The 16,253-nt window shown below is 29.6% G+C and carries 13 protein-coding genes and 1 pseudogene; 10 read left to right on the forward strand and 4 right to left on the reverse strand.

The window, feature by feature from the left end; genetic code table 11:
* Positions 1-50: 50 nt before the first annotated feature.
* The 9 genes and pseudogenes from IC174_RS00765 to IC174_RS00805 all read left to right on the forward strand — a co-directional run.
* On the forward strand, positions 51-932 hold the full coding sequence (locus tag IC174_RS00765) for a TSUP family transporter (RefSeq protein ID WP_227433711.1): 882 nt from the start codon (positions 51-53) through the stop codon (positions 930-932).
* Positions 933-1,576: 644 nt separating this feature from the next.
* Positions 1,577-2,212, forward strand: a complete 636-nt coding sequence (locus tag IC174_RS00770) for a single-stranded DNA-binding protein (protein WP_227481873.1) — start codon at positions 1,577-1,579, stop codon at positions 2,210-2,212.
* A 183-nt stretch (positions 2,213-2,395) separates the two neighbouring features.
* The gene (locus tag IC174_RS00775) at positions 2,396-2,965 is read left to right on the forward strand and encodes a class I SAM-dependent methyltransferase (protein ID WP_227433713.1); all 570 of its coding nucleotides are present in this window, start codon (positions 2,396-2,398) and stop codon (positions 2,963-2,965) included.
* A 211-nt stretch (positions 2,966-3,176) separates the two neighbouring features.
* Complete coding sequence (locus IC174_RS00780) at positions 3,177-4,952, forward strand: sigma-54 interaction domain-containing protein (RefSeq protein WP_227433714.1); 1,776 nt, start codon at positions 3,177-3,179, stop codon at positions 4,950-4,952.
* 409 nt (positions 4,953-5,361) lie between these two features.
* Positions 5,362-6,669 (forward strand): serine dehydratase subunit alpha family protein, encoded by a 1,308-nt coding sequence (locus IC174_RS00785; RefSeq protein WP_227433715.1) that lies wholly within the window; start codon positions 5,362-5,364, stop codon positions 6,667-6,669.
* Positions 6,670-6,984: 315 nt separating this feature from the next.
* Positions 6,985-7,524, forward strand: coding sequence for a hypoxanthine phosphoribosyltransferase (gene hpt, locus IC174_RS00790; protein WP_227433716.1), 540 nt, complete (start codon positions 6,985-6,987; stop codon positions 7,522-7,524).
* Positions 7,525-7,781: 257 nt separating this feature from the next.
* Positions 7,782-8,315 (forward strand): sigma-70 family RNA polymerase sigma factor, encoded by a 534-nt coding sequence (locus IC174_RS00795; RefSeq protein WP_227481874.1) that lies wholly within the window; start codon positions 7,782-7,784, stop codon positions 8,313-8,315.
* 56 nt (positions 8,316-8,371) lie between these two features.
* On the forward strand, positions 8,372-9,589 hold the full coding sequence (locus IC174_RS00800) for a DUF4179 domain-containing protein (RefSeq protein ID WP_227481875.1): 1,218 nt from the start codon (positions 8,372-8,374) through the stop codon (positions 9,587-9,589).
* Between the two features lie 151 nt (positions 9,590-9,740).
* Positions 9,741-11,045 (forward strand): annotated as a pseudogene (locus IC174_RS00805) (exosporium protein); the annotation flags it as partial.
* Between the two features lie 183 nt (positions 11,046-11,228).
* Here IC174_RS00805 and dapB (IC174_RS00810) read toward each other — a convergent pair.
* A complete protein-coding gene (gene dapB / locus IC174_RS00810) occupies positions 11,229-11,984 on the reverse strand; it encodes a 4-hydroxy-tetrahydrodipicolinate reductase (RefSeq protein ID WP_227481877.1) in 756 nt (251 codons plus the stop codon).
* A 336-nt stretch (positions 11,985-12,320) separates the two neighbouring features.
* Here dapB (IC174_RS00810) and IC174_RS00815 point away from each other — a divergent pair, with 336 nt between their 5' ends.
* Positions 12,321-13,310 (forward strand): SPFH domain-containing protein, encoded by a 990-nt coding sequence (locus IC174_RS00815; RefSeq protein ID WP_227433721.1) that lies wholly within the window; start codon positions 12,321-12,323, stop codon positions 13,308-13,310.
* A 265-nt stretch (positions 13,311-13,575) separates the two neighbouring features.
* Here IC174_RS00815 and dapD read toward each other — a convergent pair whose 3' ends face one another.
* From dapD to dapA, 3 genes are all read right to left on the reverse strand, one after another.
* Positions 13,576-14,292 (reverse strand): 2,3,4,5-tetrahydropyridine-2,6-dicarboxylate N-acetyltransferase, encoded by a 717-nt coding sequence (dapD, locus tag IC174_RS00820; protein ID WP_227433722.1) that lies wholly within the window; start codon positions 14,290-14,292, stop codon positions 13,576-13,578.
* A gap of 195 nt (positions 14,293-14,487) precedes the next feature.
* Positions 14,488-15,237, reverse strand: coding sequence for a 4-hydroxy-tetrahydrodipicolinate reductase (gene dapB, locus IC174_RS00825; protein ID WP_227481878.1), 750 nt, complete (start codon positions 15,235-15,237; stop codon positions 14,488-14,490).
* A gap of 67 nt (positions 15,238-15,304) precedes the next feature.
* Positions 15,305-16,192: a 4-hydroxy-tetrahydrodipicolinate synthase gene (gene dapA / locus IC174_RS00830; protein WP_227433724.1), complete on the reverse strand. Its 888-nt coding sequence runs from the start codon at positions 16,190-16,192 to the stop codon at positions 15,305-15,307.
* Positions 16,193-16,253: the final 61 nt, after the last annotated feature.

The following is a 16,253-nucleotide window of genomic DNA, read 5'->3' on the forward strand; positions in this document are numbered from 1 at the left end:
GCTATAAGATTCAGAATATATAAAAAAATAAAAAAACAGGAGGATGGATTATGGTAGCAATCTTAAAGGCATTATACGTAGTATTCGCAGCAATCTTTGCAGTTGTATTTGGTAAAGACGTAGCTAAAGCAAACAAAGAGGGGAAACTAGAAGAACAAAGTACTCCAAAAGTTGCTGTAACAGGATTTATAACAGATTTTTTTGATACATTAGGAATAGGCTCATTTGCTCCAACAATAGCAATGTCAAAAGCTTTAAAATTAAACATACCAGATAAGAAAATGCCTGGTACGTTAAACGTAGCACATACTATTCCAGTTGTTACTGAAGCATTTATATTTACATCAATCATACCAGTTGATGGTGTAACTCTAGTATCTATGGTTGTAGCAGCAGCAGTTGGTTCATATATAGGTGCAGGAATAATAGCTAAAATGGACGAAAGAAAGATACAAATGGTTATGGGTGTGACTCTAGCATTAACAGCAATATTAATGTTATTAGGTCATCCTTGGGTTAATGTATTACCAGGTGGAGGAAATGAATTAGGTCTTACTGGTGTTAAGTTAGTAATAGGTGTAGTAGGTAACTTTATACTAGGTGCTTTAATGACAGCTGGTATAGGACTATATGCTCCAGGTATGGCAATGGTTTACTTCTTAGGAATGTCTGCAAAAGTTGCGTTCCCAATAGTTATGGGTTCTTGTGCATTATTAATGCCAGTTGCAAGTATGAAATTCATAAAAGAAGATGCATATACTAAAAAAGCATCAGTTATAATAGCTATCTGTGGTTTAATAGGGGTTTTCGTAGCAGCATATATAGTAAAAACTTTACCAATGGATATATTAAAAGCATTAGTAATAATAGTTATAGCTTACACTTCTGCTACAATGATAATGGCTGCAAATAAAAATAAAAAGACTGCTTAGTATTTATTAAATATTACAGCTAACAATAAAAATTATAAACTGCTTTGGAACGTTAATATTAATGTTCTAAGGCAGTTTTTTATTTATTAGATATAATTATATAAAGCAATTAGTGTGCCAATTATACAATATATATATAAGTTTAGTAAATTAAGTATAAATATAGCTATATTTTTTAAAGTTAAGGTGTAAACTGAAGTTAAATATTTAAATTTAATACTAGATATAAGAAAAAAAGTTAATATATTGATGTATATTAACAAAAATATTAGTATAATAAGTCGGATATAACTTATAATTGAAGAAAATTGAGTTTATAATGACTTGATAGTTATCTGAATCATTCGGATTAATTTAAAATATTGATATTGCTTATGTGTATAAATTAGCCTTGAGTTATATATGACTTAAAAGTAGATAAGAAGTAATTTAATAATTAATTTTGATTAAAATAAATAATATATTGTATGAATCCATAATAGTTTTATAAACTTTAAATCAAAAGATTAAATGAAATTTATAAATAAATAAAAAGTTTTAAACAGCAATCAAAGATTTGTAATAAAATACATCACTCACAAATATATTTATTATATAAGCTGATACCAGAAATATAAGAATTAACAATTGTGGAGGGATAAAATATGATAGCTGTTAAAGATGAGAATAACGTAGTAAACTTAAGAGGGGAGTTAGACAATAAGCTAGAATTTAGTCATGAGATATTTGGAGAGAAATTTTATAATGTGAAAATAAAGATAAACAGACTAAGTGATTCCTTTGATACACTTCCTATGACTGTGTCAGAGAGACTTCTTCAAGATATTGATATCAGTAAACAAAATTTAGTCAATGTTGTAGGTCAATTGAGATCATATAATAAAACCTTAAATAATAAAAATAGATTAGTGCTTACAGTATTTGTTAGAGAAATAAAGGCTATAGAAGAGGAAAATAAAGACCCAAACAGCATATTTCTAGATGGGTATGTATGTAAAGAGCCTGTGTATAGGAAAACTCCTTTAGGCAGGGAAATAACTGATTTATTGGTAGCTATAAACAGACCTTATAATAAATCTGATTATATACCATCAATAGTCTGGGGGAGAAATGCAAAGTTTGCAAAAAACTTAAAAGTTGGTGATAGAATACAGCTTTGGGGTAGAGTTCAAAGTAGAGAGTATGAGAAAAAAATAGATGAGGATAATGTAGTGAAAAAAATGGCATATGAAGTATCTATATCAAAAATAAAAAAATTAGATGAAAATAATAATGATTAAATATTAAAAATATATTGTTTTTTCATTAAAAAAACTAATAAATTTGCTATAATAATATATTAAAAATAAATAAAGATTGTTTAAAAAAATACTAATGAAATATCTCTTGAATAGTTGCTCGCCATTTATTATAATGTAATCTGTACATAATTTATAATTGAGAAAATGAAGAGGTGAAGCATTGTGAAAAGCATATTATATCAGATAAATAGACAGCCAGTTAAAGCTAAATATACATCTGATGAATTAGAATGTTTTTTGGATACAATTGAGTATAATGTAGGGGATAAAATATTGCTTGTTGGCCATATAGGAAACCTAGGCAAGAGATTAAGAGGTCTTGGTACTTCTGTGACTATACTAGAGAATAGTAACTATGAAGATGTATGTTATTCTTTAGTATATAATGAAAATTGCAATGTAGTTAAAGGTAAGTTAGAGTTTTTGCCGTTTGATGATAATCAGTTCAACAAGATAATAATAGTAGACCAATTTAATGTTATTACAGATTGTGAAAAAGCTTCATCTGAAATACAAAGAGTTTTAAAAGGTAATGGAGAGGTTATATTAGAAGATTTAAACTTAAAAAATTTAAAAGTTAAACTAAACTATCTTAAGCATAAATTTTGTGGTTCTGTAGCAAAGATTCACTATCCACATGAAGTATTTAATATATTTTCAAGATTAAATTTTGATGGTATGATTAAAGAGTCAAATAAATTAAAATATATTTATGTGGGAAAAAGAAGATAAATGAGTTAAAATATAAATATGGATATAATATAAAAGACTAGGTTAAGCCTAGTCTTTTGTTATAAGGAGATGTAGATATGGAAATAAATTATGAGTTAATAATAATTGTTATGCTCTTTGTAATCCTAATGTCAATTCAATTTACTTTAAATAAGATATATTTAATCCTTAAGGAAATAAGACAAATACTTATGTTAAGAAAAAATAAGGAATGATAACTATGATAGATTTAGAATATATAAAATCTGATATTCAGAACATAGCTGAAGCTATAGTTTCAGTACTCAATATAGATGTAACTATAGTAAATAGAGACTTATTTAGGATTGCGGGTACAGGTATATATGTAGATAAAATAGGTGAAAAAGTAGATAAATATACAGCTTTTAAAAAGTCACTTACAGAACAAATTACAATACTAATTGATGACCCAAAGAGCAGTGATATATGTAGAGAATGTTATAAAAATAATGTCTGTGTGGAGTTTGCAGAAGTATGTTGCCCAATTATATGTGATGGAGAGTCTCATGGTGTTATAGGTCTTATAGCATTTACGAAAGAACAAGCACAGATTATAGAAAATAATAAAAGTGGACTTATAAACTTTTTATGTAAGATGGCAGACTTGATATCCAATAAACTAAAAGCTCAAATTAAAACGTACGAACTGGAATTAGAAAAGAAAAAATTAGAGACTTTATTAAACAATATGGATAAAGCTGTTGTGTCCATTGATGTAGATGGTAAGATTGATAAATATAATTCAAAGTTTAAAGAACTTTTCAATCTAAAGGACAATATAACTGGGAAAGATATATTCACTGAGCTAGATTTTATAAAGAAACCTTCTATAAATAACTTTAAGAAGGACAAATCATGTAGCTTTTTTTATAGGAGATACGGATATGATTCAAAAGGGATATATAACATCAATAAAATAGTATTAAAAAATGAACTAAAAGGATATGTTATTGACTTTATAGATAAAAGAGATGCTATAAAAAACTACAATAAGATGAATAAAGATTATAAGATAAAACTGGAAAATATAATTGGAGAGAGTATGGCTATAAGAAATTCAAAAAAAGAAGCCTTAATGGCTTCTAAATCTACTTCAACAGTACTTATTACTGGTGAAAGTGGAACAGGTAAAGAGCTATTTGCAAGAGCTATACACAACCATAGTAATAGGGTAGATAATCCTTTTATAGCTGTAAACTGTGCAGCGATACCAGATAATTTATTAGAGAGTGAATTATTTGGATATGAAGAAGGTGCTTTTACAGGGGCTAAAAAAGGTGGAAAACTTGGTATGTTTGAAATAGCCCATAAAGGAAGTATATTTTTAGATGAAATAGGAGATATGAGCTTGCATTTACAGTCAAAGTTGTTGAGGGTATTACAAGAAAAAGAGCTCAACAAGATTGGTAGTAAATCTAATGTTCTTATAGATGTAAGAATTATTGCTGCGACAAATAAAGATTTAGAAAAAATGGTTCAGAATGAAACTTTTAGAGAAGATTTATATTATAGATTAAATGTCATACCAATAAAGCTTCCAAGTTTAAGAGAAAGAAAAGATGATATACCACTTATAATAAAGCATATGATTAGAGAATACTCAAAAAAACTAGATAAAAATGTTATCGATATAGATACTAGGGTTGTCGATGCTATGATTGAATATAGGTGGCCAGGGAATATAAGAGAATTGCAGAATATTATTGAATACAGTGTGAATATGTCTTCATCTCCAATAATTACGATGAATGTAATTCCTCAGAAGATTAAAAATACATCAATAGAAGAATTAGAAGTTAGAAGTGATAAGATAATTCCATTAGAAGAACTTGAGAAAATTGAGATAATAAAAGCTTTAAATAAATACAAAGATTATAAAAGAGATAAAGAATTAACAGCCAAGGCACTTGGAATATCAAGAGCCACATTATATAGAAAAATTGAAAAATACAATATAATTTCTTAGTGATATAAAGTAATATAAGAATACAATAAAAAGTGATATAAAATTTAAATGTAAACAAATAACAATAGTCTATAAAGAGTAGTGGATGCTTAAATCCTGAGAATCTAAAAAATAGTAACTATTAAAATAATAATCGTCTCAAAATGATATAGAATCTCATTTTGAGATTTTTTTTTGTCTTTTTGCGAAATTGTCGTCTATTTAGCGAGTAAAAAAAATATAAAATCTATATCTGAGTAAAAAAAAATATAATTAAAAGCAGTTATTTCAATGGATATACAATATCAAAGTGAAAAAATTGAAAAAAATAAAAAATGTGGCATGTATTTTGCTATAAATATAGATAAGAAATTATTTAATAAAATTATTTAAGTACTAAAATTAAACTTAATTGGGAGGTTTATATATAATGAGAGATATAAGAAAAGAATTAGTGGAAATGTTAAAAGCAGAGGTTAAACCAGCAGTAGGATGTACTGAACCAGTAGCTTTAGCTCTAGCATGTGCAAAGGCAAAAGAATTACTAGGAGAAGAAATAGTAGAAAATCACATGTTAGTTAGCCCTAGTATCTATAAAAATGGTATGTGTGTAGGTATACCAGGAACTGAAAGATTAGGATTAAAAATAGCAGCAGCTCTAGGGATAATAGGAGGACATTCTGAAAACGGATTAAGTGTATTAGAAACTTTAACAAAGGAAGAAGTTAAAATAGCAGAAGATTATATGGACAATACTCCTTTATCAATAACACCTGCTGATACAAGAGAGAAAGTTTTTATAGAAGTTGCATTAAAAGGAGCAAATCATAATGCTAAAGTTAGAATAAGAACTAAACATGATAACTTTACATTTTTAGAAAAAGATGGAGAAGTATTATTGGATAATGAACCAAAAGTATCAGTTTCAAATGCTTCAGCAGAAAAAGTTGAGAGCTTAATGGATACTGTAACTATACAAGAATTAATAAAGAATGTAGAAGGCATTGATTTTAAAGATATAGAGTTTTTACTAGATGGAGTAAAAATGAATGAAGAAATGGCTGAATATGGATTGAAACAAAAGACTGGAATTGGTGTTGGATACGGAATCAAAAAGTCTATGGAAGAAGGTCTTTTAGGTAATGATGTTATAAACTATGCAATGATGTTAACTGCTGGAGCTTCAGATGCAAGAATGGCAGGAGTAAAAATGCCTGTTATGAGTTCAAATGGTAGTGGAAATCACGGATTAACAGCAATTCTTCCAATTGTTGCTTACAACAAAAAATTCCCACAATCTGATGAAAGACTAGCAAAAGCTTTAGCTATATCTCATTTAGTAACTGGTTATATTAAGAATTATACAGGTAGATTATCTGCTGTATGTGGCTGTGGAGTTGCAGCATCTACTGGAGCAACTGCTGGTATATCTTGGCTTATGGATGGAAGCGAAAAACAAATAGAAGGTGCAATAGAAAATATGATAGCTGACTTAAGTGGAATGATATGCGACGGAGCAAAAGCTGGTTGTGCATTAAAATTATCATCTGCTGCATCTGCTGCAATACAAAGTGCTATAATAGCTAAGCAAGACTGTTTTGTACCACCATTAAATGGTATAGTTGGTTCAAGTGTTGAGCAAAGTATACAAAACTTAGGAAGAGTAAGTGATAAAGGTATGTCTATAACAGATGAGATAATATTAAATGTAATGAATGACATGAATAAAGTTGATTAATATATTACAATATTTCTTATATTGCAATATATAGTAAAGCTGATATAAATAAATTTAATTAGTACCCTCTAATAAATTATGATTATGTATAAATGGGAAAAACTTGCTAGTGCAAGTTTTTTCTTTTTTGTCTAAAATATATAGTATATGATTTAGTAGAGATATATGATTTACTTAAAATAGATAATATCTTGTTAATAATTGTTGAATATACTTAAAAACTCAATAATATTGGCTAATATTGAATAAGAGTATTGAAAAAGTGAGCAATCTCTTATAAAATTAAGAAGGATTATTACAATTGGAGGTCTTTTTATGGATATAGAAACAAAAAAATGGGAAGTATTGTATTCAGAAGAAAAAATTAATGATAAATTAAAAGAATTAGGAGCAATTATAGAGAAGGACTACAAAGATAAAAATCTTATGATTGTGTCTCTATTAAAAGGAAGTTTTATATTTTGTGCAGATTTAGTTAGAAATATAAACTTACCTCTTAGAGTCAACTTTATGACTACTTCTAGTTATGGAAACAGTGAAGAAAGCACTGGAACAGTTAAGGTTGTTTCAGATGTAACTACTGATATAAAAGGATATGATGTATTGGTTGTAGACGATATTACTGACTCTGCCTTAACTATGGATTTTGTTTTAAAGCATCTAAAAGCTAAAAATCCTGCTAGTTTAAAATGTTGTGTACTTTTAGACAAGCCAAGCAGAAGAAAGGTTGATTTAGTACCAGATTATTGTGGGTTTGAGATAGAAGACAAATTCGTAGTAGGATATGGATTTGATTTTGGGGATTACTATAGGAATGTTCCTTATATATTTAATGTAACTGATGAAGATAGATAAGCAATTATTTAATTTTATAGGTATCTCGATATGATTTTGATAAATTATATTGAGGTACCTTTTTATTTTTAGGTCTGATTTGGAATTATCTTCTATTTATATCAAGCTATAAGTCCAACATAGTAAAATTGTTTTGATAGTTTTATCCAAGTTTTAATTCTGTGTTTGGAAATATAAAAAATTTTAAAAATTTGATAGGAAATACGATTTTTAATTGTATTAGTAGTTGTAGAAGCTTTTACAAAGGAGGAGTTAACTTGGAGGATAAATTGATAATTAAAAATATAATAAAGAAAAAAGAAAAGGGTATGGAAATGCTTATAGATGAGTATGGGAATTTTATAGCATCTATAGTTAGAAGGACTCTTATGAATGCTAAAATTTATGAGGAAGAATGTATTGATGATGTGCTTTTGGCAATTTGGAATAACATAGAAAAATTTGATAATGAAAAAAACTCTTTTAAAAACTGGATAGGTTCTATTTCTAAATACAGAGCGATTAATTATAGGAAAAAGTATATAAGTAGTAACACTTATTTAAATATAGAACATGAAGAAATACCATATATAGATAAAGAGTTGAGTATGAGAGAAATTGAAGAGGAAATAAATGACCTTATAGGCACATTAAATGATAAAGATGCAGAAATTTTTAGAAGATATTATTTAGAAGATATATCACTAAAGGATATAGCTATACAAAATGAAACCAGCGTTGAAAACTTACATAATAGATTATCAAGAGGAAGAAAGAAGTTGAGGCTGCATTTAAATAAAAAGAAAGTTTAGAGATAAGATAATTAAGAATTTAAATATAGAAAATATAGAATAAAAGGAGAATTTTTATGAAAGATAAATTTGATTTATTTAATGAAACAAATATAGATATAGAAAAATACGATGATGTTGTATTAAGTAATAAAGAAAAAGATGAAATGAAGAAGAGAATGAAATCTAAGGTTCAATATAGTAAAAAGAATAATTTTAAGAGATATGCTTTAGTAGGAGGATTATCAGTGGTTATTTTAGGTTCAACTGCATTTACTAATGAAACTACATTAGCATATATGCAACATCTTGGAAAGCAGATAGAATATTTCTTTAATAAGGATACTGAAGAACTTAAACCTTATAAAAATATTGTAGATGATATTGCTACAGATAAAGGAATAGATATAAAGTTAAATGAGATTATGCTTGGCGATGGAGAATTATTTTTAAATATAAGTGTTGATGATAGCAAACTTGATAAAGATGCTTTGGGATTAAAGAAACAAGAAGGATTTTTAGGAATTGATGATATCAAAATAAAGGTTGGAGATATGAATTTTGTTTCAATAACAGGTCCTTCCACATCAGAAAAAAATAAAGATGGTACTACTAATATGGTTATGACTTGTAAGCTTGATAATCTGGATAAAGATGGAGATGGAAAAGGCGATATTGAAAATTTTGATTTACTAAAAAATGTGGATTTAAATAAAGACTATGATATAAATATAAGTATAAATAAAGTTGAGTATGAATTAAATAAAGATATAAAAACATCAAAAGAGATAGAGATAGGAAATATGGGAGGAGTAGAGGGTGAACACCTAAATGGCTATCTTAGCGGGAATTGGACATTTAATACAAGTATAAATGGTTCAAATATAGTCAAAGATACAAGAGTTTATAATGTAGATAAAAATGTAAAATTAAAAAATAAAAATATTGATGTGGATTTAGTCTTAAAAGAAGTAAGAGTCTCTCCTACGAAAATCAGAGTGATTTATGGATTTAAAACTAACAAATATAATTTCAATAAAGGTGATGATACACCAAAGATACTTGAGTTTGCACTTAAAGATGGAAGAGGAAAAGATTTAGAATTACTTAGTGGAGCAGGAGGTTATGACTTAAGTTACTCTAAGGGTAATTATATTGAATCTTCTTTAGAGTATGAAATTAAGAAAGATGTTAAAAACCTAAAAATAACGCCAATAATAGAAGATTGGAGTAAAGAAATTAATAATATAATAGAATTTAAAAATCAAAGTATAGATGTTGATATAAGTAAATAGATGTATTATCACATAATAAATTGTCTGTTCATATAATTATATAGAGCAATGTTAGATACTTGTATAATATTGCTCTAATTTTAAAATAGAGAGGATTTATTATATGGATGATTACAAAGACAATTTAGGTCCAAGTTTATATCAAGATGTAGGGCCAACGGGACCAACAGGACCAACAGGTCCGACAGGTCCTAAGGGAGCAACAGGGGCAACAGGAGCAAATGGAATAACAGGCCCAACAGGAAATACAGGAGCAACAGGAGCAACAGGGGCAAATGGAATAACAGGCCCAACAGGAAACACAGGAGCAACAGGAGCAAATGGAGTAACAGGAGCAACAGGTCCAGAAGGAGCAACAGGAGCAACAGGCTCAACAGGAAATACAGGAGCAACAGGAGCAGATGGAGTAACAGGAGCAACAGGGGCAATAGGGGCAACAGGTCCAACAGGAGCAGATGGAGAGGTAGGTCCAACAGGAGCAGTAGGAGCAACAGGTCCAGATGGAGCAATAGGTCCAACAGGAGTAGATGGGGCAACAGGCCCAACAGGAGCAGATGGAGCAGCAGGCCCAACAGGAGCAACAGGTCCAACAGGAGCAGATGGAGAGGTAGGTCCAACAGGAAATACAGGAGCGACAGGAGCAGATGGAGCAGTAGGCCCAACAGGAGCAGTAGGAGCAACAGGTCCAACAGGAGCAGATGGAGAGGTAGGTCCAACAGGAAATACAGGAGCAACAGGAGCAGATGGAGCAGTAGGTCCAACAGGAGCGACAGGAGCAACAGGAGAAACAGGAGCAACAGGAGCAGTGGGAGCAACAGGCCCAACAGGAGCAGATGGAGTAGCTGGAGCAACAGGTCCAACAGGAGCAACAGGAGAAAATGGAGCAGTAGGTCCAACAGGGGCAATAGGAGCAACAGGTCCAACAGGAGCAGCAGGGGCAATAGGTCCAACAGGGGCAACAGGGGCAAATGGAGCAACAGGGGCAACAGGAAATACAGGAGCAACAGGAGCAGATGGAGCAACAGGTCCAACAGGAGCAACAGGAGCAACAGGAGTGTTGGCGTCAAATAATGCACAGTTTGTAGTGTCTTCTACAACCTTAACAAATAACTCATTAGTTACATTTAACTCATCATTTATAAATGGAACTAATATAACTTTACCAACAAGTAGTACTATAAATCTTGCAGTGGGAGGTATATACAATGTATCTTTTGGTGTGCGTGCGACACTTTCACTTGCAGGATATATGTCAATCACTACTAACTTTAATGGAACTGCTCAAAGTAACTTTATTGCAAAAGCAGTAAATACACTTACATCATCAGATGTAAGTGTAGGGTTAGATTTCTTAGTCGATGCCAGAGCAGCAGCTGTTACTTTAAGCTTTACTTTTAATTCAACTACATCAGGGACTTCAGCGGCTGGATTTGTCTCAGTATATAGAATACAATAATTTGCCATAGGGGAAAAAATATAAAATAGCAAATATAGTAATGTATAACAGTAGGTAAAATATTAACTGAAAAGTGCTGTTAACAAGAAAGAAAATGATGTAGAGGTTATAATTTTTTAGAAAGTATATTAAAAAATCTCAATCTATTTATAAATAGATTGAGATTTATTATGTATAAAAAAATTATCCTAATATATCTGACATTTTATAAAGCCCAGACTTTCTACCAACTAAAAATTTAGCTGCAACTATAGAACCATCTGCAAAGACTTCATCAGATTGAGAATGGTGACTTAATGTAAGAACTTCATTATCACCTGCAAATATAACATCATGGTCACTGATTATATTACCACCTCTTATAGAGTGTATTCCAATTTCATTTGATTTCCTTTTACAATCTCTACCATATCTTCCATATCTATTTTCACTTTCAGGTAAGACCTCTTTAATTGCATTGGCTATCATATTAGCAGTACCACTAGGAGCATCTTCCTTTCTGTTATGATGCTTTTCTATGATTTCAATATCAAAGCCTTCTAACATTTTTGATGCATCTTTAACTAATTTTATTAAAATATTTACACCTAGAGATGTATTTGAGGATAATAATATAGGAATATTTTTTGATGCTTTTTCTATTTTATTTAATTCATCCTCATCATATCCAGTAGTAGCTAATACTACAGGGGTATTGTTTTTTAGTGCGTATGATAAGATTGGGTCTAAAGTTTCATGATGTGAGAAATCTATTATAACATCAGCTTTTTCAGTTACATCAGTCATTGTCTTAAAAAGTTTCGTATCACCATGATAAGTATTTTCATCAGCAGACCTAGCTACACCACAAACTAACTCTAATTCACTATCTTTTTTTACACATTCTGCTAACACTCTTCCCATTGTTCCATTATAACCGCTAATTATAACTTTTAACATAAAATCCTCCTATGAAATTAATAAAAATTTGTTATATTTCTATAAGTTTATTTTATCACTAATATAATTTATATAAAATAATATTAGTCATAATAAACTTATAATTTGCTGGATATTAAAAAATTTTATTTATATTTAACATATATTAAATATAAGTTTGTATATCATAAAATTTACTTAAAAATCAATATTATTATATTAAAATTAATAAAGATGCATGTTTAAAAATATATAAATTTAGAGTATTAATTTTAAACCCAACAATTTGAGCATTAAAAGTGATATTATTAAATTAGAAGTATCTTAACTTAATATAATAAGATGGGAGAGGTGGCTATGTTAAATGAAGAAAAAACTTATCAAGAAAAGGATGCTAAAGCATTTAATGGAGTAGTAGCTTTGATAATGATTATCTTGTTTTTAGTAGTTTCAATAGGTGTTATGGTTTTTGGAATAATAAAACTTGACAATGGATTCACTGGAATAGGTTCGTTTATGTTAGTTTTAAGTATTTTATTTATAGTGATAGATTTTATACTGTGCTTTGGACTAAAAATGATTAACCCAAAAGAAGCTATAGTTCTAGTTTTATTTGGGAACTACTATGGAACTATAAAAAAAGAAGGATACTATTGGGTAAATCCATTTTGTTCAGCAGTAAATCCAACATCATCAGGAATTAATGTATCAAAATCTTCATCTACTGAAAAAGTAGATATATCCTCTAATCCAAGAGGAAAGAAAGTATCTTTAAAAACAATGACTCTTAATAATGAAAAACAAAAAGTTAATGACTTATTAGGAAATCCTATTATAATAGGTGTTGTTGTAATTTGGAAAGTTATAGATGCAACTAAAGCTGTATTTAATGTTGATAATTATAATACTTTTTTATCAATTCAATGTGATTCAACTATTCGTAATGTTTCAAGACTTTATCCATATGATGTGTCTGAAGATGGTGATGAAAAATCTCTTCGTGGTAGTAGTCAAGAGATAGCAGATAAATTACAAAAAGAATTACAATCTAGGGTAGATATTGCAGGAATTGAAGTATGTGAAGTAAGAATTACTCACCTTTCTTATGCACCAGAGATTGCAGCGGCTATGTTACAACGCCAACAAGCAGAAGCTATAATAGCAGCACGTAAAAAGATTGTTGAGGGGGCTGTAAGTATGGTAGAGATGGCATTAACTAATTTAAGTGAGAATAATGTAGTGACTTTAGATGAGGAACATAAAGCAGCTATGGTGAGCAATTTATTGGTTGTTCTTTGTGGTAATAAAGATGCACAACCAGTAGTAAATAGTGGCTCAATTTATTAGTATAAAAGTAATATCATTAAATTAAGAGTATTTAATTAATATGTAATAAAGTCAAGAGTGCTTAGCTTGTATATAAGAAAATCAGTAAATTAAGGATATTTTAATTAGAGTGTAAGAAAATCAATAAATTAAAAATGTTTAAATTGCATGCAAGTAAATTAAGGGGATGTAACAAAGATAAATTAAATAGCTATAAAAAAGAGGGTGTCTCTAATGAATTAAATTCATATAGAGACACCTTTTAATCAATAATATTATTTTATAATTAGTCTAAGCTTCTAAGGTCTTCCATAAGTTTAGTCTTGTCAGCCGTTTTTTCGTCTTTCATTTTTATAACTTTAGCAGGAGAACCAGCAACAACAGCACCAGCTTCTACATCAGTAGTTACAACAGCACCAGCTGCAACAACAGCACCTTTACCGATTCTAACACCTTCAAGAACAACTGCATTAGCTCCTATTAAAACATCATCTTCAACTATAACAGGAGTAGCAGAAGGTGGCTCTAAAACACCAGCAACAACAGCACCAGCGCCTAAATGAACATTTTTACCAAGAGTACCTCTAGCACCAATAACAGCATTCATATCTACCATAGAACCTTCACCGATAACAGCTCCTATATTTATAACAGCTCCCATCATTACAACAGCATTTTTTTCTATAGTAACCATATCTCTTATTATTGCACCTGGTTCGATTCTTGCATGTTCACTTAAAGTATTTTTTAGAGGAATAGCAGAATTTCTTCTATCATATTCCACATGAGTATCTATTATATCGTTACCATGTTTATCTAATACTTCCATTATATCTTCATAGTCACCTACAAATACATAAGAACCATTGTTTCCAAATACTTTAAATTTATCAGTTGATTGGAAATGTAAAGAGTTAGTATTTACATATACTTTAACAGGTGTTTTCTTTTTAACTTCTTTTATATATCTTGCTATTTCATAAGCATCGTTTAAATTTACCATTTGTTAATTCTCCTTGTATTTCATTATATTTCTTTTATTATATACTCAGATATACTAATTTATCAACTTTAGTATATACTTACTATTATTTATTTTTTAATAGCATTATTATTTTAGCATAATATTGAGTAAATTTATTTGTTATATCATATATTTTTACTTGTTTATATTTTTTACTTGTGATATAGATTTTTACTATCCTAACATACTATCCATGTTATAAAATCCTGGTTTTTGTTTAACCAAGTATTTAGCAGCAGCTATAGAACCACTTGCAAAAATACCACGAGATTGAGCTTGATGACTTATTGTAAGGACTTCATTATCTCCAGCAAATAGAGCATCATGTTCACCAACGATATTTCCACCTCTTATAGCGTGGATACCAACCTCATTTGGTTGTCTTTTTGCACTACGCCCATATCTACCATAATTATTTTCAACGTTTGGTAAAACCTCTTTTATAGCGTTAGCAATCATAACAGCTGTACCACTTGGGGCATCTACTTTTCTGTTGTGATGTTTTTCTATTATTTCTATATCGAATCCTTCTAATAATTTAGCTGCATCTTTAACCAATTTCACTAATACATTTACACCAAGAGACATATTATATGATTGGAATACAGGAATAACTTTAGCCGCTTCATGTATTCTATTAATTTCTTCATCATTATATCCAGTAGTAGCAATTACTAAAGGAGTTTTAGTTTTTAAAACATAAGATAAAATATTATCTAAATTAGAGTGATGAGAAAAATCTATAACTACATCAGCTTCTTCAACTATAGCATTCATATCTTCATAAATTTTAAGATTGCCTTCACAGCTATCCATACCTCTAGCTGCAACACAAACTAATTCTAGTTCACTATCATCTCTTATAGTATCGGCTAAAATCTTGCCCATTTTTCCATCATAACCAGTTGCTATAACTTTTAACATAATTTCCTCCTATGATTAAGGGCTAACTTTTGACCAAACTTAGTCTTTTATCATGCATTAATTTGTACTATGCATTAACTTTTAGTCCAAAGTTAACTAATTCTTTCTTTAATACCTCTAAGTTTGCTGGGTCCATTTCTGCTAGAGGAAGTCTTAAATCTCCAACATTGAATCCTAATAAATTCATTGCAGTCTTAACTGGTATAGGATTTACTTCTATAAATAAAGCAGCGATTAAAGCATCCATACCAAGTTGTAATTTTCTAGAACCTTCTATATCGCCTTCAAAGAATTTAGCTACTAAATCGTGTGTTTCTTGAGGGCAAACATTAGCAAGTACTGATATAACTCCTTGACCTCCTAAAGACAATAAAGGAAGTATAGTATCATCATTACCAGAGTAGATAGCAAAGTCGTCTGGAACTAAGCTAGCTATTTCTGCAACTTGTCCTAAGTCCCCACTAGCTTCCTTTACAGCAACTATATTATCTATCTTAGCAAGTTCAACTATGAGACTAGGGCTTATATTAACACAAGTTCTTCCAGGTACATTGTAAAGTATAATTGGAAGTTTAACACTGTTAGCGATTGTTTCAAAATGACGTTTAAGTCCAGCTTTATTGGCTTTATTGTAATAAGGAGTTATTATTAATAGAGCATCTACTCCTAATTTTTCAGCTTCTTGACTTAAATTAACTGAGTGCATAGTATCATTAGAACCACTTCCTGCGATAACAGGAACTCTTTTATTAACTTTTTCAACAACATACTTAATAGTAGCAAGTTGTTCTTCATCAGTCATAGTATTAGCTTCGCCAGTAGTACCACAAGCTACTATAGCATCAGTACCGTTAGCGATTTGGTATTCAACTAATTCACCTAATTTGTCAAAATCAACTTTGCTATCCTTTGTAAATGGAGTAACTAGAGCAACAGCAGAACCTTTAAATATCATAAAAAATCAATCCCCTCTTTTTTAGTTTTGTGTTTTATATTACAGTTACTTCTAATGCTTA

This window comes from Clostridioides sp. ES-S-0001-03 (genome assembly GCF_020676075.1).
Taxonomy (GTDB): domain Bacteria; phylum Bacillota; class Clostridia; order Peptostreptococcales; family Peptostreptococcaceae; genus Clostridioides.

Excerpts from the sequence above, each read along its gene's own strand:
- IC174_RS00765 (WP_227433711.1), top strand. The coding sequence starts at position 51 with ATGGTAGCAATCTTAAAGGCATTATACGTAGTATTCGCAGCAATCTTT.
- IC174_RS00770 (WP_227481873.1), top strand. The coding sequence starts at position 1,577 with ATGATAGCTGTTAAAGATGAGAATAACGTAGTAAACTTAAGAGGGGAG.
- IC174_RS00780 (WP_227433714.1), top strand. The coding sequence starts at position 3,177 with ATGATAACTATGATAGATTTAGAATATATAAAATCTGATATTCAGAAC.
- IC174_RS00785 (WP_227433715.1), top strand. The coding sequence starts at position 5,362 with ATGAGAGATATAAGAAAAGAATTAGTGGAAATGTTAAAAGCAGAGGTT.
- hpt (WP_227433716.1), top strand. The coding sequence starts at position 6,985 with ATGGATATAGAAACAAAAAAATGGGAAGTATTGTATTCAGAAGAAAAA.
- IC174_RS00800 (WP_227481875.1), top strand. The coding sequence starts at position 8,372 with ATGAAAGATAAATTTGATTTATTTAATGAAACAAATATAGATATAGAA.
- dapB (WP_227481877.1), bottom strand. The coding sequence starts at position 11,984 with ATGTTAAAAGTTATAATTAGCGGTTATAATGGAACAATGGGAAGAGTG.
- IC174_RS00815 (WP_227433721.1), top strand. The coding sequence starts at position 12,321 with ATGTTAAATGAAGAAAAAACTTATCAAGAAAAGGATGCTAAAGCATTT.
- dapD (WP_227433722.1), bottom strand. The coding sequence starts at position 14,292 with ATGGTAAATTTAAACGATGCTTATGAAATAGCAAGATATATAAAAGAA.
- dapB (WP_227481878.1), bottom strand. The coding sequence starts at position 15,237 with ATGTTAAAAGTTATAGCAACTGGTTATGATGGAAAAATGGGCAAGATT.
- dapA (WP_227433724.1), bottom strand. The coding sequence starts at position 16,192 with ATGATATTTAAAGGTTCTGCTGTTGCTCTAGTTACTCCATTTACAAAG.